This window comes from Thermus oshimai DSM 12092, assembly GCF_000373145.1.
Lineage (GTDB): Bacteria > Deinococcota > Deinococci > Deinococcales > Thermaceae > Thermus > Thermus oshimai.
This window is the reverse complement of the sequence record NZ_KB890603.1, coordinates 109010-131341: the sequence shown is the minus strand read 5'-3', so window position 1 is coordinate 131341 and position 22332 is coordinate 109010. Positions and strand designations below refer to the sequence as shown.

Sequence of the window (22332 nt, the reverse complement as noted above, 5' to 3'; positions counted from 1 at the left end):
CCCCATGCCCCTCCGTCTGGGCCACCGGGGCGCACCCCTAAAGGCCAAAGAGAACACCCTGGAAGCCTTCGCCCTGGCCCTCGAGGCCGGGCTGGACGGGTTTGAGCTGGACGTGCAGTTCACGGAAGACGGGGTCTTGGTGGTGCACCACGACTTCACCCTGGAGGGCGTGCCCGTCCGGGCCCTAAAGCGGGAGGACCTTCCCCCCTACGTGCCCACCCTGGAAGAGGTCTTGAAGGCCTTCCCGGAGGCCTGGATCAACGTGGAGCTCAAGAGCATCCCCGGGGAGACGGACGGCCGGGAGGAGGCCCTGGCCCGGCTCCTGGGCCGCCACCCCTCCCCCAGGGTCTGGGTGAGCTCCTTTGACCCCCTGGCCCTCCTGCGCCTGAAGCGGCTTGGGGTCAGGCCCCTGGGCTTTCTCTACAGCGTACGGGAGGCGGAGGAGCTGGCCCCGTGCCTGGGGGTGGAATGGCTCCACCCCGAGGAGCGCCTCCTCACCCCAGAAGGGGTGGCCCGGCTCAAGGCCCAGGGCTACCGCCTCCTGGCCTGGACGGTGAACAGCCGCGCCCGGGCGGAGGAGCTAGTCCGGATGGGGGTGGACGCCCTGGTGGGGGACCGGCCGGAGGCCCTCGTATAATGGGGGGGCTATGGCGAACCTGAAGAGCCTGCCCGTGGGGAAAAAGGCGCCCGAGGTGGTCCACATGGTCATCGAGGTGCCCAAGGGCTCGGGCAACAAGTACGAGTACGACCCCGAGCTCGGGGCCATCAAGCTGGACCGGGTCCTGCCTGGGGCCCAGTTCTACCCTGGGGACTACGGCTTCATCCCCTCCACCCTAAGCGAGGACGGGGACCCCCTGGACGGGCTCATCCTCTCCACCTACCCCTTCCTGCCCGGGGTGGTGGTGGAGGTCCGGCCCGTGGGCCTCCTCCTCATGGAGGACGAGAAGGGGCAGGACGCCAAGATCCTGGGGGTGGTGGCCGAGGACCAAAGGCTGGACCACATCCAGGACATCGGGGACGTGCCCGAGGGGGTGAAGCAGGAGATCCAGCACTTCTTTGAGACCTACAAGGCCCTCGAGGCCAAGAAGGGCAAGTGGGTCAAGGTCACGGGCTGGCGGGGCCGGGAGGAGGCCTTGGCGGAGATCCGCGCCTCCATGGCCCGCTACGGGGGCTAGGCCCCTTTTCCCGGGCGTAGAATCCCCTTAGGAGGGCGGGTATGGTCTGTCCGGTGTGCGGGGAAGCCTTGGACCTGGAGGGGGTAAAGCCCGGGGAGATCCTGGACTGCGAGGCCTGCGGGGCGGTGCTGAAGCTCCTCTCCGACGGCACCCTGGAGGTGGTGGAGCCCCCGGCGGAAGGGGAGGTCCTCTTCGGCCTCGAGGCCTTCGGCGAGGGAGAGGAGGTGGTCTTACGCTTCAGCGACGGGACCCTGGAGGAGGAGGTGCGGGTCCTTAGGGCGGAGCTCAAGGAGGCCCTGGCCCGCCTGGAGGAGGGGGTGGGGGAGGAGCCCCCGAAGGAGGCGGAGGACGAGCCCAACCTGGAGCCCGACTACCTCACCGTCCACGTGGAGGGCCAGGAAGGGCCCCTCGCCCTGCGCCGCATCCTCTTCCAGGGGGCGGAGGACCTTTTGGAGTTCTCCCTGCCCTCGGGCTCCTTGTACCAGCTCCCCTTCCGCAAGGCCCTGGAGTACCTCAGGCCCATCCTCCTGTAGCGTGCGCCTGGTCCTGGTCCCCACCCCCATCGGCCACCTCAAGGACATCACCCTAAGGGCCCTGGAGGTCCTGAAGGAGGCGGAGGTGGTGGCCTGCGAGGACACCCGGCGCACGGGCCTCCTCCTCCGCCACTACGGGATCCCTACCCCCACCCTGCGCCTGGACCAGCACACGGTGGGGCGGGCCAAGGAGGTCCTCGCCCCTTACCGCTACGTGGCCTACGCCACGGACGCGGGCACCCCGGGGATCTCCGACCCCGGGGCGGAGCTGGTCCGGTTGGCCTTAGAATGGGGGTGGCGAGTGGAAGCGCTTCCTGGTCCCACCGCCCTCATCCCCGCCCTGGTGGTCTCCGGCCTCCCCACCCACCGCTTCACCTTTGAGGGCTTCCTGCCCAAGGGGGGGAAGGAGCGGAGGGCCCGCCTCGAGGCCCTGGCCCGGGAGGGGCGGACCGCGGTGCTCTACGAGAGCCCCCACCGCCTCAGGAAGACCCTGGAGGACCTCCTCGAGGTCTACGGCCCCCATCACCCCGTGGCGGTGGCCCGGGAGCTCACCAAGCTTCACGAGGAGGTCTACCGGGGCACCCTGGAAGGGGCCCTGGCCCACTTCCAGGAGCCCAGGGGGGAGTTCGTCTTGGTCCTGGCGCCCAAGGAGGAGGCCCCCCCGGAGGGCCGGGCCCTCCTGGAGGCCTTAAAGGGGGAGGGGCTAAGGGGAAAAGCGCTCGTTAAGGCGCTCATGGAGCGGGGTCTTTCCCGGAACGAGGCCTATCGCCTGGCCATGGAGGAGGAATGAAGCGGATTGGGGTTTTCACCAGCGGCGGGGACGCCCCGGGCATGAACGCGGCCATCCGGGCCGTGGTGCGCCAGGCCTACGCCCTGGGGGTGGAGGTCATCGGCATACGGCGGGGCTACGCGGGCATGGTCCTGGGGGAGATGCTCCCCTTGGGCGTGCGGGACGTGGCCAACATCCTCCAGCGGGGGGGGACCATCCTCCTCACCGCACGAAGCCAGGAGTTCATGACCGAGGAGGGCCGGGCCAAGGCGGCGGAGAAGCTTAGGGCCGCAGGGATAGAGGGCCTGGTGGCCATCGGGGGGGACGGGACCTTCCGGGGGGCCATGCGCCTTCTGGAGGAGCACCGCATCCCCGTGGTGGGGGTCCCGGGCACCATTGACAACGACCTCTACGGCACGGACTACACCATCGGCTTTGACACCGCGGTGAACACCGCCCTCGAGGCCATCGACCGCATCCGGGACACCGCGGCCAGCCACGAGCGGGTCTTCTTCATCGAGGTCATGGGCCGGCACGCGGGCTTCATCGCCCTGGACGTGGGGCTCGCGGGGGGGGCGGAGGTCATCGCCCTGCCCGAGGAGCCCGTGGACCCCAAGGCCGTGGCCGAAACCCTCCTGGCCTCCCAGGCCCGGGGCAAGACCAGCTCCATCGTGGTGGTGGCGGAAGGGGCCTACCCCGGGGGGGCCGCGGGGCTTCTAGAGGCCATCCGGGCCCACATGGCCCTGGAGGCCCGGGTGACGGTCCTGGGCCACATCCAGCGGGGGGGCGCCCCCACGGCCAAGGACCGGGTGCTGGCGAGCCGCCTGGGGGCCGCGGCGGTGGAGGCCCTCACGGGGGGGGCCAGCGGGGTCATGGTGGGGGAGGTGGAGGGGGAGGTGGAGATCACCCCCCTCAAGGAGGCGGTGGAGCGCAGGAAGGACATCCGCCGGGACCTCCTCGCCCTCTCCCGGGTCCTGGCCCTCTAGGGGCGGCGTTCCAGCCCAAGGGCCCTTCTGGCCCAAGGGGTTTCCCAGGCCCAGCGGAAGGCGGCCCGGGCGAAGGGGCTCTGCCCCACCCCCTCGTACACCGGGGTGGGGAGGCGGAGGCTCGGGTAGCGCACCCCCGCCCCGGGCAGGACCTCAAAGGGGAAGCCCGTCCAGAGGACCAGGGCCAGGAAGAGGCCCACCACCCCCCCGCCCAGGCCCCCGAGGGCCCGCTCCCACAAGGGGCTTAAGGGGGGGAGGGGGAGGGTTTTGAAAAGCACCCCCAGGAGGAGGCCAAGCCCCAGGGCCCACCCCCAGCCCGTCATCCCCCCTGCGGCCAGGAGGAGGTAGAGGACGACCCCAAGCCCCGCCCCCAGGAAGGGGAGGCCCACCCGGACCCCCAAGGCCAGGGCCAGGCTCAGGCTCAAGAGGGCCAGGAGGTCCACCCAGGTGAGCATGGCCCCATCTTACCCCCGGATGTCCAGCCCCCGGGCCCGTAAGGTGGCCACGATGCGCCCCATAACCTCCTCCACCTCCTCGTCCCTAAGGGTGCGCTCGGGGTGGCGGAAGCGCAGGTGGAAGGCCAGGCTCTTGGTGCCCTCCTTGAGGGGTGGGCCCTGGTAGAGGTCAAAGAGGGCAAGCGCCTCCAGGTACGCCCCCGCGGCCTCCTTGAGGATCCCCTCCACCTCCCGGTAAGGGGTTTCCTCCGGGGCCACCACCGCCAGGTCCCGGAAGGCGGGGGGGTAGCGGGAGGGGTCCTGGAAGCGGAAGGGCCGTTCGGGGAGGGGGAGGGTGAGCTCAAAGAGGTGGACCGGGGGAAGCTCCAGGGCCTTCTGGATGGCGGGGTGGAGGGTGCCGATGAACCCCACCCCTTGGCCCTCCACCAAAACCCGCCCCGAGACCCCGGGGTGGAGGAAGGGGAAGGGGTGGGGCTCCACCTCCAGGGCCAGGCCCAGGCGGTTTAAGAGGGCCTCGAGGTACCCCTTCAGGAGGGGGTACCCCTTGAGGCCCTCCTTCCAGGGAAGCCCCACCCCCTCCCCCAGGAGGAGGCCCGCCAGGTGGGTCTTCTCCTCCTCCTGGAAGACCCGGCCCAGCTCAAAGACCAGGGCCCTTTCCGCCCGGTCCAGGTCCAGGTTGGCCTTAAGGGTCCGCACCAGCCCCGGGAAAAGGTAGTTCCTCAGGGCGGCCTTCTCCGGGGCCAGGGGGTTTTTGAGGTGCAAGGGGGGCGGGGGGAGGCGGAAGAGGGCGGCGTCCTTCGGGTCCATGAAGCTATAGGTGTAGACCTCCTGGAAGCCCAGGCCCGAAAGGAGGTCCCTTAGGGCCTCCTCCTTCCGGTAAGGCCCCTCCACCCCCCGGTTGTCCGGGGCGGGGAAGAAGGCGGGGAGGGCCATGGGGATGGTCTCGTACCCTTTGAGCCGGGCCACCTCTTCTATAAGGTCCTCCTCCCCCTTGAGGTCCAGCCGCCAGCTTGGAGGGGTGACCCTATAGGGGCCCTCTCCCTCCACGAGGCAGCCCAGCCGCCTTAGGGCCGCAAGCTGCTCCGCTTCCGGGTAGCTGGTGCCCAGGAGCCGGTTCGCCCGCTCCGGGCTAAAGGGGATGGGGCTTGGGGCCTCCTCCCGCCCCGCCTCCAGCAGCTTTTCCGCCACCCGGGCCCCGGCGAGGGCCTGGAGGAGGCCCAGGGCCCGCCGCTGGGCCAGGGTCTGGCCCATGGGGTCCACCCCCCGCTCAAAGCGGTGGCTGGCCTCCGTGCGCAGGCCGTGGCGGCGGGCGGTCTTGCGGATGGCAAGGGGGTGGAAGCGGGCCACCTCCAGGGCGATGGCCTCCGTGTCCGGCCGCACCTCGCTCTCCTCCCCGCCCATGACCCCGGCGAGGCCGATGGGCCAGCTCTCCTCCCCCCGGTAGGCGGCGATGACCAGGTCCTCGGGGTGGAGGGTCCGCTCCACCCCGTCCAGGGTCCTAAGCCGCTCCCCCGGCCGGGCCCTCCGCACCAGGATCCCCTCCCCGATCGTGCGCAGGTCAAAGGCGTGCATGGGCTGGGCAAGCTCCAGCATGAGGTAGTTGGTCACGTCCACCGCGTTGAGAAGCGGGCGCATCCCCGCGGCGAAGAGGCGGCGCTGGAGCCAGAGGGGGCTTGGCCCCACCTTGAGGCCGAAGGCGTAGCCCAGGGTGAAGCGGGGGGCCCCTTCGGGGTCCTCCACCTTGAGGCCGAAGGGGATGGGAACCGGTTCCGCCCTTAAGGGGTACTCGGGGACCTCCAGGGCGTAGCCCAGGGCGTGGAGGTCCCGGGCGAGGCCTAAGAGCCCAAGGGCGTCCGGGCGGTTTGGGGTGACCTCTAGTTCCAGTACGGTCTCCTCGGGCCAGGCCTCGGCCAGGGGGGTCCCGGGGGGAAGGGCGTCCGGGGGGAGCTCCAGCAGCCCCCCGCTGTACTCCCCCACCCCAAGCTCCTTGGGGGAGAGGGCCATGCCGTGGGAGCGCACCCCCTGGATGGTCCGCTCCCCGATGGAGAGGCCCCCCACCTCCGTTCCGGGAAGGGCCAGGGCCACCCCGATCCCCGCACGGGCGTTCTCCGCCCCCGAGACCACTTCCACCGCCCGCCCCGCGTCCAGGAGGAGGCGCTTTAAGTGGGTGCCGGGGATGGGGTGGGCCTCGAGGACCCGGGCGAAGACCACCCCCTTAGGGGGGGCGGGGAGGCGTTCCATCCGGTCCGTCTCAAACCCTAAGCCCGCAAGGCGCTCCTCCAGGACCTCGGGGCTTTCCAGCTCGGGCAGGTATTCCTTGAGCCAGGAGAAGGGCACCCTCATAGAACCCCCCGGAAGGCTTCCAGAAACTTAAGCCTACCCCCGAAGAAGTAGCGGATGTCGGGGATGCCGTAGCGGAGCATGGCGAGCCTTTCCACCCCAAGCCCGAAGGCGAAGCCCGTGACCCCCTCGTAGGCCGGGGGGAGGCCCAGCCCTTTCCGGTAGGTGTCCACCGCCTGGAAGACCTTGGGGTGGACCATCCCCGCGCCCCCCAGCTCCAGCCACTTCCCCCCCTCGGGCCACCAGAGGGCGAACTGGGCCCCGGGCTCCACGAAGGGGAAGTAGACGGGCTGGAAGCGCACCTTGGAGTCTGGGCCAAAGAGGGCCTGGGCCAGCTCGTAGATGGCCCCCTTGAGGTGGGCCATGGTGATCCCCTCCCCCACCACCAGGCCCTCCAGCTGGTGGAAGACCGCCTCGTGGGTGGCGTCCGTCTGCTCAAAGCGGAAGACCCGCCCCGGCACCACGATGCGGAAAGGGGGGGTGTGGGCCACCATGTAGCGCACCTGCATGGGGGAGGTGTGGGTGCGGAGGAGGAGCCGCCCTTTTGCCTCCTCCCCTATGGGGCCTTTCAGGGTGAAGCCCTCCGCGGGCTCCAGCCAGAAGGTGTCCCACATGTCCCGGGCGGGGTGGTGCTCGGGGATGTTCAGGGCGTCAAAGTTGAAGAACTCGCTCTCCACCTCGGGCCCGGCCACCGCCTGGTACCCTAGGGCGCGGAAGATGGCAAGGAGCTCCCGGGTGATGAGGGTGATGGGGTGAAGCCCCCCGGCGAAGAGGCGCACCCCGGGAAGGGTCACGTCCTGGCGCTCCCCCCTAAGGGCCTCCTCCAAGGCCCTTTCCTCCAGGGCCTTCTCCCGCTCCTCCAGGGCCTTTTCCAGGGCCTCTTTTAGGGCGTTGAGCTCCTGCCCCCTTCGCCGTTTCTCCTCCAGGGGGAGGTGGGCGAGCTCCTTTAGGGCCTGGGTGAGGAGGCCCTTCTTGCCCAGGTAGCGGGCCCTTAGGGCCTTGAGGGCCTCGAGGTCCTGGGCGTTTTGGATGGCGGAAAGCGCTTCCTCCAGCATCGTCCCCCTCTTCCCCAAGAGGATACCGGAGCGCCCTCCCCTTGCAAAGACCGGCGCGCCCTCCCTTTCTGGAGCACCTAAAACCGCAAAAGCCGGTGGGGGGTGGCGAGGAGCTGGACCCTCCGCTCGGGTTCCACGGGGAGCCTGGGGTAGACCATGACCGGGTGGGCCAGGGTGGCGAAGGGGGCCTCCACCTTTAGCCAGCTTTGGGGGAAGCCGTAGCCTTTGCCCAGCCAGCCCCCCTCCTCGTCCACCGCCACCGCCCCGATGAGGACCAGGTCTATGGGCGCGTTCTCCAACGCCACCGCTTCCCCGTACCGGTAGGCCTCCCGCACCCGCTTGAGCCGCCTCGGGTCCAGCCCCTCGAGGCGCAGGAAGACCCCCGGCCGGTCGGGGTGGGGGAGGAGGAGGGCCTTGCCCGCTCTTAGGGCGGCCTCCCGTAGGGGCTTTAGGACGGCGTCCATCCCCGAGAGGACCACCCTCGCCCGTTGGAACTCCGGGGTTTTCAATAGGAGCTCCGCCGCCCGGCGCGCCCCCTTGAAGTTGGGGTGGTGACCGTGGGGCGGGGTGGGGTGGAGGGCCAGGTCGTGGCGGGCCAGGAAGTTCCAGACCTCTTCCCGCAGTTCGCCTGGGGTCATGGCCCGAGGAGGTTCAGGGCTACCCCAGAAAGAAGCCCCTGGGCCTGGCCCTCCAGGGCTTTCTGGTAAAGCCGCCGGTCCGCGGTCCAAAAGGCCCCCCGGAACCCCTCTGCTAGGGCTAGGTAGTGGGCATCGTAGGCCGCCTTGAGGCCCAGGGCGCGGGCTAGCTCCAGGGCCCGGGTGTGGAGCCAAGGCTCCTGGAAGAAGCGGATCCCCAGCCGTAGGCCCTGGCCCAAGAGGGTTTCCGCCTCCTCCAGGGTCAAGACCTCGGCCAGGGCGTAGCGGTGGAGGGCGTTGGTGGCTTCGTACAGGGCCAGGCTGGGGGCGGCCAAGGGGGTACGTTCCGCTCTCCAGGTCCGGTAGAGCCGCACCGGAAGGGCCTCCCCGCTTTCGGAAAGGAGGAGGTGGAGGAGGAAACTAGCGTCCAGGACCACCCAGCTCACGGTTCCGCTCCTCCCTTAGGGTTTGCAGAACCTCCTCTGGCGGGGGTAGGGGCTCCCTTCGGCGGGCGCGGATGGCCCGGTTGAGGTCCAGGATGACCTCCAAGGGGTCCTCTCCCTGGCCCTCGAGGCGGGCGTAGGCCTCGGGGGAGAGGATGACGGCCTGGGGCCGGCCCCGCCCCACCACCACCACCACCTCCCCCTCCCCCACCCGCCTCAGAACCTCGCCGAAGTGGATGCGGGCCTCGGTGGCGCTTAAGGTTCGTTTCCGATGCATCATTGCATGGATTAGTTTATCTCCTCGCCGGGGCTAGGGCAACGGTAGACTGGAAGGGTATGGGCCAAAAGCTCCGCTTCGCCCACCTCCACCAGCACACCCAGTACTCCCTCCTGGATGGGGCGGCCAAGCTCTCCGACCTCCTCAAGTGGGTGAAGGAGGTCTCCCCCGAGGACCCCGCCCTGGCCATGACGGACCATGGCAACCTCTTCGGGGCCCTGGAGTTTTACAAGAAGGCCACGGCCATGGGCGTGAAGCCCATCATCGGCTACGAGGCCTACGTGGCCGCGGAAAGCCGCTTTGACCGTAAAAGGGGGAAGGGCCTGGACGGGGGCTACTTCCACCTCACCCTGCTGGCCAAGGACTTCACGGGGTACCAAAACCTGGTGCGCCTGGCCAGCCGGGCTTACCTGGAAGGCTTTTACGAAAAACCCCGGATAGACCGGGAGATCCTCCGCGAGCACTCGGAGGGGCTCATCGCCCTCTCGGGGTGCCTGGGGGCGGAGATCCCCCAGTTCATCCTCCAGGACCGCCTGGACCTGGCGGAGGCCCGGCTGAACGAGTACCTTTCCATCTTTGGCGACCGCTTCTTCATTGAGATCCAGAACCACGGCCTTCCCGAGCAAAAGAAGGTGAACGCGGTCCTGAAGGAGTTCGCCCGCAAGTACGGCCTGGGGATGGTGGCCACCAACGACGGCCACTACGTGCGCAAGGAGGACGCCCGGGCCCACGAGGTGCTCCTGGCCATCCAGTCCAAGGCCACCCTGGACGACGAGGACCGCTGGCGCTTCCCCTGCGACGAGTTCTACGTGAAGACCCCCGAGGAGATGCGGGCCATGCTCCCCGAGGAGGAGTGGGGGGACGAGCCCTTCGACAACACGGTGGAGATCGCCCGCATGTGCAACGTGGACCTCCCCATCGGGGACAAGATGGTCTACCGCATCCCCCGCTACCCCCTTCCCGAGGGGCGCACGGAGGCCCAGTACCTGATGGAGCTCACCCTAAAGGGCCTCCTTAGGCGCTACCCCGACCGCATCACCGAGGCCTTCTACCGGGAGGTCTTCCGGAGGCTCGGCCAGCTTCCCCCCCATGGGGAGGGGGAGGCCCTGGCGGAGGCCCTAGCCCAGGTGGGGTGGGGGGCGTGGGAGGGGCTCATGGCCGGGCTCCCCCCCCTCGAGGGCGTGAAGGAGTGGACGGCGGAGGCCATCCTCCACCGGGCCCTGTATGAGCTGTCCGTCATTGAGAAGATGGGCTTTCCCGGCTACTTCCTCATCGTGCAGGACTACATCAACTGGGCCCGGGAAAACGGGATCTCCGTGGGCCCCGGCCGGGGCAGCGCCGCGGGGAGCCTGGTGGCCTACGCGGTGGGGATCACCAACATAGACCCCCTGCGCTTCGGCCTCCTCTTTGAGCGCTTCTTAAACCCCGAGCGGGTCTCCATGCCCGACATCGACACGGACTTCTCCGACCGGGAGCGGGACCGGGTGATCCAGTACGTGAAGGCCCGCTACGGGGAGGACAAGGTGGCCCAGATCGGCACCCTGGGGACCCTGGCCTCCAAGGCGGCCCTCAAGGACGTGGCCCGGGTCTACGGGATCCCTCATAAAAGGGCGGAGGAGCTCGCCAAGCTCATCCCCGTGCAGTTCGGCAAGCCCAAGCCCCTGCAGGAGGCCATCCAGGCGGTGCCCGAGCTCAGGGCGGAGATGGAGAAGGACCCCAAGGTGCGGGAGGTGCTGGAGGTGGCCATGCGCCTGGAGGGCCTGAACCGCCACGCCTCCGTGCACGCCGCCGGGGTGGTCATCGCCGCGGAGCCCCTCACGGACCTGGTCCCCCTCATGCGGGACACCAGCGGCCAGGGCGTGGTGACCCAGTACGACATGGGGGCGGTGGAGGCCTTGGGCCTCCTGAAGATGGACTTCCTGGGCCTAAGGACCCTCACCTTCCTGGACGAGGCCAAGCGCATCGTGAAGGAGTCCAAGGGGGTGGAGCTGGACTACGACCGCCTGCCCCTGGACGACCCCAAGACCTTCGCCCTCCTGGCCCGGGGGGAGACCAAGGGGGTGTTCCAGCTGGAGTCCGGGGGGATGACGGCCACGGTGCGGGGGCTTAAGCCGAGGAGGTTGGAGGACATCATCGCCCTGGTTTCCCTCTACCGCCCGGGGCCCATGGAGCACATCCCCACCTACATCCGCCGCCACCACGGCCAGGAGCCGGTGAACTACGCGGAGTTCCCCCACGCGGAGAAGTACCTGAGGCCCATCCTGGACGAGACCTACGGCATCCCCGTCTACCAGGAGCAGATCATGCAGATCGCCGCCCAGGTAGCGGGCTACTCCCTGGGGGAGGCGGACCTCCTCCGGAGGGCCATGGGGAAGAAGAAGGTGGAGGAGATGCAGAAGCACCGGGCGCGCTTCGTCCAGGGGGCGGCGGAGCGGGGGGTGCCCGAGGAGGAGGCCCACCGGCTTTTTGACATGCTGGAGGCCTTCGCCAACTATGGGTTTAACAAGAGCCACGCCGCCGCCTACTCCCTCCTCTCCTACCAGACCGCCTACGTGAAGGCCCACTACCCGGTGGAGTTCATGGCCGCCCTCCTCTCCGTGGAGCGGCACGACTCCGACAAGGTGGCGGAGTACATCCGGGACGCCCGGGCCATGGGCATCCCCGTCCTGCCCCCCGATGTGAACCGCTCGGGCTTTGACTTCAAGGTGGTGGGGGAGGAGATCCTCTTCGGGCTTTCCGCGGTGAAGAACGTGGGGGAGGCCGCGGCCCGGGCCATCCTGGAGGAGAGGGAGCGGGGCGGGCCCTACCGGAGCCTGGGGGACTTCTTAAAGCGCCTCCCCGAGCAGGTGGTGAACAAGCGGGCCCTGGAGTCCTTGGTGAAGGCCGGGGCCCTGGACGCCTTCGGGGACCGGGCAAGGCTTCTTGCCTCCCTCGAGCCCCTCTTAAAGTGGGCGGCGGAGGAGCGGGAGAGGGTTCGCTCGGGGATGATGGGCCTCTTCCAGGAGGTGGAGGAGCCCCCCCTCCTCCCCGTTCCCCCCCTGGACGAGATCACCCGCCTGCGCTACGAGAAGGAGGCCCTAGGGATCTACGTTTCCGGCCACCCCGTGCTCCGCTACCCGGGCCTTAGGGAGACCGCCACCTGCACCCTGGAGGAGCTTCCTGAGTTCGCCCAGGGCCCGGGGCGGCCCAGGCTCCTCCTTGCGGGCATGGTGGAGGAGGTGGTGCGCAAGCCCACCCGCTCTGGGGGGATGATGGTCCGCTTCACCCTCTCCGACGAGACGGGGGCCCAGGAGGTGGTCTCCTTCGGCCGCTTCTACGAGGCCGTCTCCCCCAAGCTCAAGGAGGACCTCCCCGTCTTGGTGCTGGCGGAGGTGGAGCGCACGGAGGAGAACCTCCGGGTGGTGGCCCTGGCGGTCTGGCCTTACGAGGAGCTCCAGGAGATGCCCAAGGCCTTGGAGGTGGAGGCGGACCACGCCCTTTTGGACGACCGGGGCATCGCCCACCTCAAAAGCCTCCTGGACGAGCACCCCGGCGAGCTTCCCCTTTACCTTAGGGTCCAGGGGCCCTTTGGGGAGGCGGTCTTCGCCCTCAGGGAGACGCGGGTTTCCGAGGCGGCCCTGCCCCTCCTCGAGGCCGAGGGCTTCCGGGCCTACCTCCTCCCCGACCGGGAGCACCTCCTCCAGGGGCCAAACGGCGGCCCCAAGGAGGAGGCGGTGCCCTTTTGAGTACGTGGGCTTCGCTGGGACCCCAAGGGAACGGTTGGGCGGGCGGCCTTCGGATCTTTCCCGCACCGGGTTCCCCCGCGACCCAGCCCTGCCGGTCTTGTACTATGGGAAAGTATGCGCGTCATCGTGGTGGGAACCCGGGGGAGCGCCCTGGCCCTGGCCCAGACCCGCTTCGTGGTGGAGCGCCTGAAGGAGAGCTGGCCCGAGGCGGAGTTCAAGGTGAAGACCATCAAGACCCGTGGGGACCAGGGGGCAAGCCCAAAGGAGCAGGCCATCTTCGTGAAGGAGCTGCAGGAGGCCCTGCTCGCCCGGGAGATCGACATCGCCGTCCACTCCCTCAAAGACCTGCCCACGGAGGAGCCCCCGGGGCTCAAGATCGCCGCGGTGCCCCGCCGCCAGGACCCCCGGGACGTCTTCCTGGGCAAGGCCTACAAGCGCCTGGAGGACCTGCCCAAGGGGGCGGTGGTGGGCACCAGCTCCGTGCGCCGCAAGGCCCAGCTCCTCGCCTACCGCCCGGACCTGGAGGTGCGGCCCCTGAGGGGCAACGTGGACACCCGCCTGGCCGCCCTCGGCAACGGGGAGTACGACGGCATCGTCCTGGCGGCGGCGGGCCTCATCCGCCTGGACCTCAGGAACCGCATCGACCAGTTCCTGGACCCCGAGGTCATGCTCCCCGCCCCCGGCCAGGGGGCCCTGGCCCTGGAGGTGCGCCAGGGGGACGATCTGGCGGAGGAGTTCGTCTACGCCCTCCACCACCACCCCTCCTACGACCGGGTGCGGGCGGAGCGGGCCTTTTTGAAGGGCCTGGGGGCGGGCTGCCTGGCCCCGGTGGGGGCCTTGGCCCAGGTGGAGGAGGACGGGCTTTTGCGCCTGGAGGGCATCCTCCTCTCCCCCGACGGCAAGAGCTTCCTGCGGGCGGAGATCGAGGGCGAGGCCTCCGAGGCGGAGGAGCTCGGGTTGGAGCTGGCCCGGGACGTGCTGGAGCAGGGGGGGCGGGAGATCCTGGCCAAAAGCCTTTAACCCCAAAAGGCGAGCGGTTCACTGGAGTTTTGCCCCCGGTTGGGGTATAGTGGCCGGTAGATGGCGCTGAAGCGCTTGACCCGCCAACGCAAGGCCGTCCTCGAGGTGGTGCAGAAGGCCCAGCACCACCCCGACGCCGCCTGGATCTACCAGGAGGTGCGCAAGCTGGTGCCCCACGTGAGCCTGGGGACCATCTACCGCACCCTCGAGGCCCTGGTGGAGGAGGGGTACCTCATCCCCATCACCCGGGCGGGGGAGGCCACCCGGTACGACGCCCGCCTCCACCCCCACCACCACCTGGTCTGCGAGCGCTGCGGGGAGATCGTGGACCTGGAGGTGGACCTCCCCGACCTCCTGGGCCCCGTGCAGGCGGCCTACCCCGGGCTTGAGGTCCGGGGGGCGGAGGTGGTCTACCGGGGCCTCTGCCCCGCCTGCCGGAAGGCCCTCCAGGGCTGATGGACCCCCTGGCCTGGCTCTACGCCCGGCAAACCCTTTTCAGCCCGGGCCTGGAGCGCGTCCGGGCCCTCCTCGCCCGCCTGGGGGACCCCCAAAGGGCCTACCCCGTGGCCCTCGTGGGGGGGACCAACGGCAAGGGGAGCGCCGCCCGGGCCCTGGCGGCCATCCTGGAGGAGGCCGGGCTCAAGGTGGGGCTTTACACCAGCCCCCACCTGGTGGACTTCCGCGAGCGCATCGCCGTCCAGGGGGCCTGGATCCCCCAAGCGCGCCTCCTCGCCCTCCTGGAGGAGGTCCGTCCCCACGCGGAGGAGGTGGGGGCGAGCTTTTTTGAGGTCGCCACCGCCATTGCCCTCCTCCACTTCGCCCGGGAGGGGGTGGGGTTCGCCGTCTTAGAGGTGGGGCTTGGGGGAAGGCTGGACGCCACCAACGCGGCGGAGCCCGTGCTCTCCATCGTCACCAACATCGGCCACGACCACCTGGAGGTCTTAGGCCCCACCCTGAAGGACGTGGCCCGGGAGAAGGCGGGGGTCTTCCGAAGGGGGGTGCCCGCCCTCACCGCCGCCCGGGGGGAGGGGCTTCTCGTCCTTAAGGAGGAGGCCCGGGCCCGGGGCACCCCCTTACACGTTCTAGGGGAGGACTTTTTCGTGGAGGGGGTGCGCCCCCTTCCGGAGGGCCTGGCCTTCACCCTGGCCCTGGGGGAGGGGCGCCTTCCCCTAAGGACCCCCCTCCTCGGCCCCCACCAGGGGGAGAACCTGGCCCTGGCCGCCCTTGGGGGGCTCCTCCTGGGGGCGGACCGGGAGGCGGTGGCCCGGGGGGTGGCCCGGGTGGAAAACCCGGGGCGGCTCCAGCGCCTTTTCTTGGGGGAGGGGAGGGAGGTGGTTCTGGACGGGGCCCACAACCCGGAAGGGGCCTGGGCCCTGAGGGCGGCCCTCCTGGCCCACGGCCTCCTCCCTTCGGCCTTGGTCCTCGGCTTCTCCCGGGATAAGGACCACCCCGCCATGGCCGAGGCCCTGGGGGACCTGGGCCCCGTGGTCCTCACCCGCTATAGCTCCCCGAGGGGCCAGGACCCTAAAGCCCTCCTCCCCCTCTTCCCGGGGGCCACCGTGGAGGAGGAGCCCCTGAAGGCCCTGGAAAAGGCCCTGGCCCTGGCCCCCCGGGCGGTGGTGGCGGGGAGCCTCTACCTGGTGGGGGAGGTCTTGAGGGGCCTCAAGGGGCTTCCCCCCGAGGCGCGCTGGCAGTAAGGACCCGATGGATGGCTTCCGCCGCCTGGAGAAGCTCGGCCTCGGGGCGCACCAGGGCCAGGCGGATGAACCCCCGCCCCCCGGGTCCAAACCCCCGGCCCGGGGCCACGGCCACCCCCTCCTCCAGGAGCCTCAGGGCGAAGTCCAGGTCGTCCACCCCCTCTGGAAGCCTGCCCCAGAGGTACATAGTGGCCCTAGGGGGAAGGAGGTCCAGGGTGCCCGTTAAGGCCTCCGCCAGGGCCAGGGCCCGCCCCCGGTAGACCTCGGCGTAGCCCTGGAGGACCTCCCTGGGGGTGTTGAGGGCCGCCACCCCCATGCGCAGAATGCCCGCGTAGGCGTTGAAGTCGATGACCCCCTTCACCCGTTCCAAAAGGGCCATGGCCTCCGCGCTCCCCAGGGCGAAGCCCAGGCGGAAGCCCGCCAGGTGGTAGCTCTTGGAGAGGGAGAAGAGCTCCACCACCCGCCCCCTGGCTCCCGGCAGGGCCAAGGGGGAGGGGGCCTCGCCCTCGTAAACCTGGTCCACGTAAGGGTTGTCGTGGACCAGCCAGAGGCCGTACCGCTCCGCCAGGGCCAAGGCCTCCTCAAAGTAGCCCCAGTCCGCCACGGCCCCCGTGGGGTTGTTGGGGTAGTTCAGGAGGAGGACCTTGGCCCGCCTTAGGGCCGCCTCGGGGATGGCCTTTAGGTCCGCAAGCCCGTCGGGGCGTAAAGGTATGTAGAAACAATCTAGAGAGGCCACCTTAGCCGCCCCGAAGTAGCTGGGGTAGGCCACCTCGGGGAGGAGGAGGAGGTCATGGGGGTCGGTGAGGGCCAGGAGGAGGTGGGCCAGGCCCTCTTGGCTGCCGATCAGGGCCAGGGCCTCCCGCCTGGGGTCCAGGTCCACCCCGTAGCGCGCCCGGTACCAGGAGGTGGCGGCCTCGAGGAAGGGCAGGGTGCAGGCCTTGAGGCAGTAGCCGTAGGTGGTGGGGTCCTCCAGGGCCTCCCTTAGGGCCTCCAAGGGGGCCTTGGGCGGGGGGAGGTCGGTGGAGCCGATGGAGAGGTCCAGGACCCGTAGGCCCCTTTCCCGGGCCCGTTTTTTGGCCTCGTCCAAGAGAAGGAAGACCGAGGGCTCGGGGACCCTACTCATGGTGCCCCTCCCGCCAGGGCTTGCCCGTGAGGAGGCTTAGGGCGTGGGGCAGGAGGGGGAGGAGGGCCTCCAGGGACTCCCGCGCCCCCCTGGGGCTTCCCGGAAGGTTCACGATGAGGGTCTTCCCCCTCACCCCCGCCACCCCCCGGGAAAGGGCGGCCATGGGGGTCTTCTCCAGGCCCCTTAGGCGCATGAGCTCAGGAAGCCCCGGCACCTCCCGTTCCAGCACCTCCCGGGTGGCCTCGGGGGTGCGGTCCCGGGGGCTAAGGCCCGTGCCCCCGTTGGTCAGGATGAGGTCCAGCCCCTCCCGGTCCGCCCAAAGCCTCAGGACCTTCTTGATGAGGGGGGGTTCGTCGGGGACGATCTCGTAGGCCACCACCTGATAGGGCCCCCCCTCCAGGGCCTCCCGCAAGGCCAGGTGGGTGGTGTCCGCCCGCTCCCCCCGGGCGCCCTTGTCGGAAACGGTAAGGATGCCTACCCGGAACATTTCCCCCAACGTACCAGACCCCCGCCCCCTTGGCCAGGGGCGGGGGCCCCGGGAAGGGCTTACTTCAGCTTGGAAAGCTCCTGCCGGGCCCGCTCCTGGTCGTAGCGGTCCGCGGCGGTTTTGGCGGGGAGGGAGAGGGCCACCTCCAGCTGCTTTTTGGCCTCCTCCTTCTTGCCCCAGGCCGCCAAGACCTTGGCGTACTCCACCCGGTGGATGATGACCTCGGGCTCCAGGGCGATGGCCTTTTTCATGAGGGGCTCCACCTGGTTCCCGTCCGCCCCCTGGGTGGCCGCCACCAGCCAGCCCTTCTGCACCAGCTCAAAGTGCCAAAGGGCCAGGGCCACCATGGCCCCCGCGTGGTCGGGCTTGAGCTTCAGGGTCTTTTCCAGATCCCCCCGGATCCTGGGGGCGAGGCCCTCCCTTAGGGCCTCGAGGATCCCCTTGTACTGGGAAAGCCGCCCCAGGGCCCGGGCCCGTTCAAAGTACCCCTCGGGGTAGCCCGGATCCTTGGCGATGGCCTGGCTCGCCGCCTTCTCCCCCTTCTCAAACCAGGCCCGCTTCTCCCCCTCGGGGGCCTGGTAGAGGGCGTAGAAGGTGGCCGCCTTGGCCGCCAGGGCCAGGGCCTCCGCGGTGCCCGCCTTCAGGCCCGCCTCGTAGGCTTCCGGGTACTTGCCCGCGTCCAAAAGGCCGCCGATGGAGCCCTGGGCTAGGGCCAGGGTCAGGAGGACGAAAAGCAAAGACCAACGCTTCATGGGGTTCACCCGGGCGGGATTATACCAGGTCCAAGCCTAAAAGGGCTGTAGACTGGGGGCCATGAAAGCCCTTTGGGCGATGGGGGTGGTCCTGGGCCTGGCCCTCGCCCAGACCGCCCAGGAGTATTCCGCGCGCTGCCTGCGGTTTTACCAAACGGGCGCCCTGGAAAGCGCCCGCGCCACCTGCGAGCTGGCCCTGGTGAGCGAGCCCGAGTTCAAGCCCGCCCTACGGCTTCTCGTGCGCATCCACCTGGAGGAGGGGAACCTGGCGGAGGCCCGGGCCTACCTGGAGCGCCTGGGGGAGGACCCCGAGGCCCCCCTCCTCCGGGGGCGGCTTTACCTCCTGGAGGGGCGGTTTCGGGACGTGCTCGGCCTTTCCCTCCCCGAAACCCCCGAGGGGCGCTTCCTAAAGGCCCGCGCCCTGGAGGGCCTGGGCCGCTACGAGGAGGCCCTGAGGGAGGTGGAGGGGCTTCCCCCCACGGGGGAGGTCCGCCTCCTCGCCGCCCGGCTCCTCCTGGCCCTAGGCCGGCCCGAGGAGGCGTTGGGCCGGCTTGGGGGGGGCCTGGAGGAGGAGGCCCTGCGGGGGCGGCTCCTCTTCCTCCTGGGCCGGCCCAAGGAGGCGGCGGAGCTCTTGGAGGGCCTCCTTCCCCGCCTCACCCAAAGCCCGGCCCTCTACCGGGAGGCCCTCGCCACCCTCACCCAGGCCTATTTGGGCCAGGGGGACTGGGGCCGGGGCCTCGCCGCCTTGGGCCAACTCGCCCGGGTGGTGAACCTGCCCGCCCTTTTTCTGGCCAAGGCCTGGCCCTGGCTTTTGGTCCTCCTCCTCTTCCTCGTCCTGGTCCTTTACGGGGAAAGCCGGATTGAGCCCCTGCGCACGGTGGAGATCGTCCCCGAGGCCTGGCCGGGCCCCGGGACCCTCCTCCTCCAGGCCCTTTTTGCCCTGGCCCTGGCCCTGGCCGTGGCCCTCTTCTGGGGCAAGAGCGTCTACGGGAACCTCTTCGCCCTGGCCACCCCCCACCAAGGGGGGGAGGTGCTGCCCCTTTTCTACCTGGCCTACGGCCTCTTCCTCCTGGGCGCGGTGCTCCTCTTCCACCGCTCCTTTCTTTCCCGCATTCTGGGGCCCTGGCCCTCCTGGACGGAGGGGTTTCCCGTGGGGGTTCTGCTCCTCCTCGCCCTCCTCCTCTTCGGCCTGGTGCGCCCCTACCTGGGCCTTCCCACCCTGCCCCTCCACCTCCTCACCTTCCTGGGCCTGGCCCTCATGGAGCCCTTCTTCCGGGGGCTCGTGCCCCAGGCCTACCGGGAGCGCTACCGGGAGCTTGGGCCCTACCTCTCCGCCCTCCTCTACCCCCTCCTCCTCCCGGGGCCCACGGTGCTCCTCCTCCTCTTGAGCGCGGGGCTCCTGTGGCTCAGGGCGCGGGCCCAGGGGACCTTGGGCCTGGGGCTGGGCTTCGTGGTGGCGGGGGTGGTCCTGGCCCTTCTGCCCCCACCGTGGCTCCGGCGCCTTTAGCCCATGCGCCCGGTCTTCTTCCTTTCGGACTTCGGCCTGGAAGACCCCTACGCGGGGGTGGTGGAGGCGGTCCTTAGGGCGCGGGCCCCGGGGGTGCGAGTGATCCACCTGGCCCACGGCCTCCCCCCGGGGGACCTGCGCCGGGCGGCCTACGCCCTCTTTGAGGCCCTGCCCTACCTCCCGGAAGGGGCGGTGGTCCTGGCGGTGGTGGACCCGGGGGTGGGGACCTCGAGGCGGGCCATCGCCGCCCTGGGAAGGCGCATGTACGTGGGGCCCGACAACGGCCTCTTCACCCTGGCCTGGCTCCTGGACCCGCCCCGGAGGGCCTATGGCCTCGAGGGGGTGCGCCCCCCCCGGCCCCAGGGGGTGGACCCCTTGCCGGGCTGGGCCCCCGGGGGGCACACCTTCCACGGCCGCGACCGCTTCGCCCCCGCCGCGGCCCACCTGGCCCTGGGCCTCCCCCCGGAGGCCTTGGGGCCGGAGGTGGCGGTGGGGGCGCTGGTGCGCCTGCCCCTGGTCTTAGGCCCGGGGCCTAAGGGCGAGGTCCTCACCTTTGACCGCTTCGGGAACGCCATCGCCACCCTCACCCAGGCCCCCTTGGGGGGGTGGGTGCGGGTGGGGGGGCATAGGGTCCCCATCCGCCGCACCTTCGGGGACGTGCCCGTGGGCCAGGCGGTGGCCTACCTGGGAAGCGGGGGGCTTTTGGAGATCGCCCTTAACCGGGGAAGCGCCCGGGAGGCCTTAGGCCTAAAGGAGGGGATGGAGGTCCGCCTCGAGGCGCTCCCTCCAGGCGGCGAGCCCCTCTAGGACCCCGTAGGCGGTGAAGTCCAGGCTCACGGGGGTGAGGGAGATGTACCCCCGCCGCACGGCAAAGAGGTCCGTCCCCTCCTCCTCCTCCCCCACCGGGGTCCCGGCGATCCAGTAGTAGGGCCGCCCCTCGGGGTCCAGCCGCTCCACCACCGTGTCCTCGTAGCGGTGGGTGGAAAGCCGGGTGACCATGACCCCTTTGGGCTTCCCGGGGGGGAAGTTCACGTTGAGGAGCACCCCCTTAGGAAGCCCCTCCTCCGCCACCAGCCGGGCGATGCGCACCGCCCAGCGGGCGGCCTCCGTGAAGTCCAGCTCCTCCCCGGAGGTGTCCAGGCTGAAGGCGAGGGAGGGGATCCCCAGGGAGGTCCCCTCCAAGGCCGCGGCCACGGTGCCGGAGTGGGTGAGGTCCAGCCCCAGGTTCACCCCGATGTTGATCCCCGAGACCAAAAGGTCCGGCCGGCCCAGGAGGTGCACCCCCAGGACCACGCAGTCCGCGGGGGTGCCGTCCACGCGGTAGGCGGGGATCTCCCCGAAGCCCGCGCTTTGGGTGTGCTTGAAGCGCAAGGGGCGCCGCACGGTGATGCCGTGGCCCACCGCGGACTGCTCCACGTCCGGGGCCACCACATAGACCTCCCCAAGGGCGGCCATGGCCAGCCCCAGGGCCTTGATGCCGGGGGAGAAGATCCCGTCGTCGTTGGTCACCAGGATGCGCATGCCCTAAGCCTATAACGCAAAACCCGCGGGGACGGGCCCCGCGGGCGGAAGGGCTCCTTTAGATGCGGCGGACCTTCTTGGCCTGGGGGCCCTTGCCGCCCCGGCCCGGCTCCACCTCAAACTCCACCCGTTCACCTTCATTCAGCGTGCGGAAGCCCTCGGCTTCAATGGCGCTGAAGTGCACGAACACATCGGGCCCTTCTTCCTGCTGGATGAACCCATACCCCTTTTCCGCGTTGAACCACTTGACGGTACCCTTCTTCATGCTTCTCCTTCGTCCGCAAAAACCCTTCGGGTTTTGGGGGACTCCTTACTATGGCATGGAAAAGAAAAAAGGTCAAGCCCTAGGCTTGACCTCGGCCGGGCCTAAAGGGCTAGTGGTGGTGCCCGCCCTCGTGCACGTGCCCGTGGAGGAGCTCCTCGGGGGTGGCCTCCCGGACCTTCACCACCTCCACCTGGAAGTCCAGGTCCTTGCCCGCCAGGGGGTGGTTGAAGTCAATGGTGACCTCCTCCCCCTGGACCTCCACCACGGTGAGGGGCATGGGGTTGCCCTCCATGTCCTGGGCGTAGAACTGGGCCCCGGGGACCACCTCCGCGTCCTTGGGGAAGGCGGAAAGGGGGACCACCTGGACCCCCTCGGGGTCGTGCGGGCCGTAGGCCTTCTCCGCGGGCACCTGGACCGAGAGCTTCGCCCCCTCCTCCTGGCCTTCCAAGGCCTCCTCGAGGCCCCGGATCAGGTTGCCGTGGCCGTGGAGGTAGGCGAGCTCCCCCTGGTCCAAAACCTCACCCTCCACCTGGAGGGTGTAGCGGATGGTGACGACCTTGTCCTGTTCAACCTTCATCGCGCTTCCTTTCGCAAGCGTAGGCTTGCTCCTCCCATTTTACCAGACCTTGGGGGTCTATAGTGGGGGCATGCGGGTGGAGGAGGTCATCGGCAAGACCCCTGTGGTGCGCCTTTCCCGGGTGGTGGAGCCCGGGATGGCCGAGGTGTGGGTGAAGTTGGAGGGCCTAAACCCCGGGGGCTCCATCAAGGACCGGCCCGCCTGGTACATGATCAAGGACGCGGAGGAACGGGGCCTCCTAAGGCCCGGCTCGGGCCAGGTCATCGTGGAGCCCACCAGCGGCAACACCGGCATCGGCCTGGCCATGATCGCCGCCAGCCGCGGCTACCGCCTCATCCTCACCATGCCCGCCCAGATGTCGGAGGAGAGGAAGCGCACCTTAAGGGCCTTCGGGGCGGAGCTCGTCCTCACCGACCCCGAGAGGCGGATGCTGGCCGCCCGGGAGGAGGCCCTAAGGATCAAGGAGGAGCTTGGGGCCTTCATGCCCGACCAGTTCGCCAATCCGGCCAACGTCCGCGCCCACTACGAGACCACGGGGCCGGAGCTCTACGAGGCCCTAGGGGGGCGGATCGACGCCTTCGTCTACGGCTCGGGCACGGGGGGGACCATCAGCGGCGTGGGGCGCTACCTGAAAGAGCGCATCCCCGGGGTGAAGGTCTACGCGGTGGAGCCCGCCCGCTCCAACGTGCTCTCCGGGGGGAAGATGGGCCAGCACCAGTTCCAGGGCATGGGGCCGGGCTTCATCCCCGAGAACCTGGACCTAAGCCTCCTGGACGGGGTCATCCAGGTGTGGGAGGAGGACGCCTTCCCCCTGGCCCGCAGGCTGGCCCGGGAGGAGGGGCTTTTCCTGGGGATGAGCTCAGGGGGGATCATCTGGGCCGCGCTCCAGGTGGCGAGGGCCCTTGGCCCCGGGAAGCGGGTGGCCTGCATCAGCCCGGACGGGGGGTGGAAGTACCTCACCACCCCCCTCTACGCGGAAGGGTAGGGCCA

General features: G+C 69.9%; 24 protein-coding genes. 12 read left to right on the top strand and 12 right to left on the bottom strand.

What is annotated here, in order from left to right; translation table 11 throughout:
• Positions 1–4 precede the first annotated feature (4 nt).
• Genes B043_RS0103025 through pfkA form a run of 5 tightly spaced genes read left to right on the top strand, consistent with a single transcriptional unit; the run spans position 5 to position 3463 of the window.
• Complete coding sequence (locus tag B043_RS0103025) at positions 5–637, top strand: glycerophosphodiester phosphodiesterase (RefSeq protein ID WP_018460904.1); 633 nt, start codon at positions 5–7, stop codon at positions 635–637.
• A 10-nt stretch (positions 638–647) separates the two neighbouring features.
• Positions 648–1175, top strand: coding sequence for an inorganic diphosphatase (locus B043_RS0103020; protein ID WP_018460903.1), 528 nt, complete (start codon positions 648–650; stop codon positions 1173–1175).
• Positions 1176–1216: 41 nt separating this feature from the next.
• Positions 1217–1708 (top strand): hypothetical protein, encoded by a 492-nt coding sequence (locus B043_RS0103015; RefSeq protein ID WP_016330361.1) that lies wholly within the window; start codon positions 1217–1219, stop codon positions 1706–1708.
• Position 1709: 1 nt separating this feature from the next.
• Positions 1710–2498, top strand: a complete 789-nt coding sequence (rsmI, locus tag B043_RS0103010) for a 16S rRNA (cytidine(1402)-2'-O)-methyltransferase (protein WP_016330360.1) — start codon at positions 1710–1712, stop codon at positions 2496–2498.
• Positions 2495–3463, top strand: coding sequence for a 6-phosphofructokinase (gene pfkA / locus B043_RS0103005; protein ID WP_018460901.1), 969 nt, complete (start codon positions 2495–2497; stop codon positions 3461–3463). The genes rsmI and pfkA overlap by 4 nt, the downstream gene beginning before the upstream one ends.
• Here pfkA and B043_RS0103000 read toward each other — a convergent pair.
• The 6 genes from B043_RS0103000 to B043_RS0102975 form a co-directional block, all read right to left on the bottom strand.
• Positions 3460–3918: a hypothetical protein gene (locus tag B043_RS0103000; protein ID WP_018460900.1), complete on the bottom strand. Its 459-nt coding sequence runs from the start codon at positions 3916–3918 to the stop codon at positions 3460–3462. The two genes, pfkA and B043_RS0103000, sit on opposite strands and share 4 nt — an antisense overlap.
• A gap of 9 nt (positions 3919–3927) precedes the next feature.
• Positions 3928–6261, bottom strand: a complete 2334-nt coding sequence (pheT, locus tag B043_RS0102995) for a phenylalanine--tRNA ligase subunit beta (protein WP_018460899.1) — start codon at positions 6259–6261, stop codon at positions 3928–3930.
• Positions 6258–7313: a phenylalanine--tRNA ligase subunit alpha gene (pheS, locus tag B043_RS0102990; RefSeq protein WP_018460898.1), complete on the bottom strand. Its 1056-nt coding sequence runs from the start codon at positions 7311–7313 to the stop codon at positions 6258–6260. Before pheS ends, pheT begins: the two co-directional genes overlap by 4 nt.
• A 77-nt stretch (positions 7314–7390) precedes the next feature.
• A complete protein-coding gene (locus B043_RS0102985; protein WP_018460897.1) occupies positions 7391–7951 on the bottom strand; it encodes a 5-formyltetrahydrofolate cyclo-ligase in 561 nt (186 codons plus the stop codon).
• Positions 7948–8394: a type II toxin-antitoxin system VapC family toxin gene (locus B043_RS0102980; protein ID WP_016330354.1), complete on the bottom strand. Its 447-nt coding sequence runs from the start codon at positions 8392–8394 to the stop codon at positions 7948–7950. The genes B043_RS0102985 and B043_RS0102980 overlap by 4 nt, the downstream gene beginning before the upstream one ends.
• Complete coding sequence (locus tag B043_RS0102975) at positions 8369–8668, bottom strand: type II toxin-antitoxin system prevent-host-death family antitoxin (protein ID WP_245538868.1); 300 nt, start codon at positions 8666–8668, stop codon at positions 8369–8371. The genes B043_RS0102980 and B043_RS0102975 overlap by 26 nt, the downstream gene beginning before the upstream one ends.
• A 59-nt stretch (positions 8669–8727) precedes the next feature.
• On the opposite strand from B043_RS0102975, the gene dnaE reads away from it, so the two are divergent.
• From dnaE to B043_RS0102955, 4 genes are all read left to right on the top strand, one after another.
• Positions 8728–12393, top strand: a complete 3666-nt coding sequence (gene dnaE / locus B043_RS0102970) for a DNA polymerase III subunit alpha (protein ID WP_018460896.1) — start codon at positions 8728–8730, stop codon at positions 12391–12393.
• 114 nt (positions 12394–12507) lie between these two features.
• Positions 12508–13413: a hydroxymethylbilane synthase gene (gene hemC / locus B043_RS0102965; RefSeq protein WP_016330351.1), complete on the top strand. Its 906-nt coding sequence runs from the start codon at positions 12508–12510 to the stop codon at positions 13411–13413.
• 60 nt (positions 13414–13473) lie between these two features.
• The gene (gene perR, locus B043_RS0102960) at positions 13474–13869 is read left to right on the top strand and encodes a manganese-dependent transcriptional regulator PerR (RefSeq protein WP_018460895.1); all 396 of its coding nucleotides are present in this window, start codon (positions 13474–13476) and stop codon (positions 13867–13869) included.
• A complete protein-coding gene (locus B043_RS0102955) occupies positions 13869–15110 on the top strand; it encodes a bifunctional folylpolyglutamate synthase/dihydrofolate synthase (RefSeq protein ID WP_018460894.1) in 1242 nt (413 codons plus the stop codon). The genes perR and B043_RS0102955 overlap by 1 nt, the downstream gene beginning before the upstream one ends.
• On the opposite strand, the gene B043_RS0102950 is transcribed toward B043_RS0102955, so the two are convergent.
• The 3 genes from B043_RS0102950 to B043_RS0102940 are packed head-to-tail and all read right to left on the bottom strand — an operon-like array spanning position 15076 to position 17472.
• Entirely contained in the window at positions 15076–16233 is a 1158-nt protein-coding gene (locus tag B043_RS0102950) for an aminotransferase class I/II-fold pyridoxal phosphate-dependent enzyme (RefSeq protein ID WP_018460893.1), read from the bottom strand. The two genes, B043_RS0102955 and B043_RS0102950, sit on opposite strands and share 35 nt — an antisense overlap.
• A complete protein-coding gene (locus B043_RS0102945; protein ID WP_016330347.1) occupies positions 16226–16720 on the bottom strand; it encodes a MogA/MoaB family molybdenum cofactor biosynthesis protein in 495 nt (164 codons plus the stop codon). Before B043_RS0102945 ends, B043_RS0102950 begins: the two co-directional genes overlap by 8 nt.
• Before the next feature lie 59 nt (positions 16721–16779).
• On the bottom strand, positions 16780–17472 hold the full coding sequence (locus B043_RS0102940; protein ID WP_026234101.1) for a tetratricopeptide repeat protein: 693 nt from the start codon (positions 17470–17472) through the stop codon (positions 16780–16782).
• 61 nt (positions 17473–17533) lie between these two features.
• Here B043_RS0102940 and B043_RS0102935 point away from each other — a divergent pair, with 61 nt between their 5' ends.
• A complete protein-coding gene (locus B043_RS0102935; RefSeq protein WP_018460891.1) occupies positions 17534–18979 on the top strand; it encodes a tetratricopeptide repeat protein in 1446 nt (481 codons plus the stop codon).
• Positions 18980–18982: 3 nt separating this feature from the next.
• On the top strand, positions 18983–19786 hold the full coding sequence (locus tag B043_RS0102930) for an SAM hydrolase/SAM-dependent halogenase family protein (protein WP_018460890.1): 804 nt from the start codon (positions 18983–18985) through the stop codon (positions 19784–19786).
• On the opposite strand, the gene surE is transcribed toward B043_RS0102930, so the two are convergent.
• From surE to B043_RS0102915, 3 genes are all read right to left on the bottom strand, one after another.
• Positions 19727–20500 (bottom strand): 5'/3'-nucleotidase SurE, encoded by a 774-nt coding sequence (gene surE / locus B043_RS0102925; protein ID WP_018460889.1) that lies wholly within the window; start codon positions 20498–20500, stop codon positions 19727–19729. The two genes, B043_RS0102930 and surE, sit on opposite strands and share 60 nt — an antisense overlap.
• A 58-nt stretch (positions 20501–20558) precedes the next feature.
• Positions 20559–20765, bottom strand: a complete 207-nt coding sequence (locus B043_RS0102920; RefSeq protein ID WP_016330342.1) for a cold-shock protein — start codon at positions 20763–20765, stop codon at positions 20559–20561.
• A 109-nt stretch (positions 20766–20874) separates the two neighbouring features.
• Positions 20875–21342, bottom strand: a complete 468-nt coding sequence (locus B043_RS0102915; RefSeq protein WP_018460888.1) for an FKBP-type peptidyl-prolyl cis-trans isomerase — start codon at positions 21340–21342, stop codon at positions 20875–20877.
• A 70-nt stretch (positions 21343–21412) separates the two neighbouring features.
• On the opposite strand from B043_RS0102915, the gene cysK reads away from it, so the two are divergent.
• Positions 21413–22327 (top strand): cysteine synthase A, encoded by a 915-nt coding sequence (gene cysK / locus B043_RS0102910; protein ID WP_018460887.1) that lies wholly within the window; start codon positions 21413–21415, stop codon positions 22325–22327.
• Positions 22328–22332: the final 5 nt, after the last annotated feature.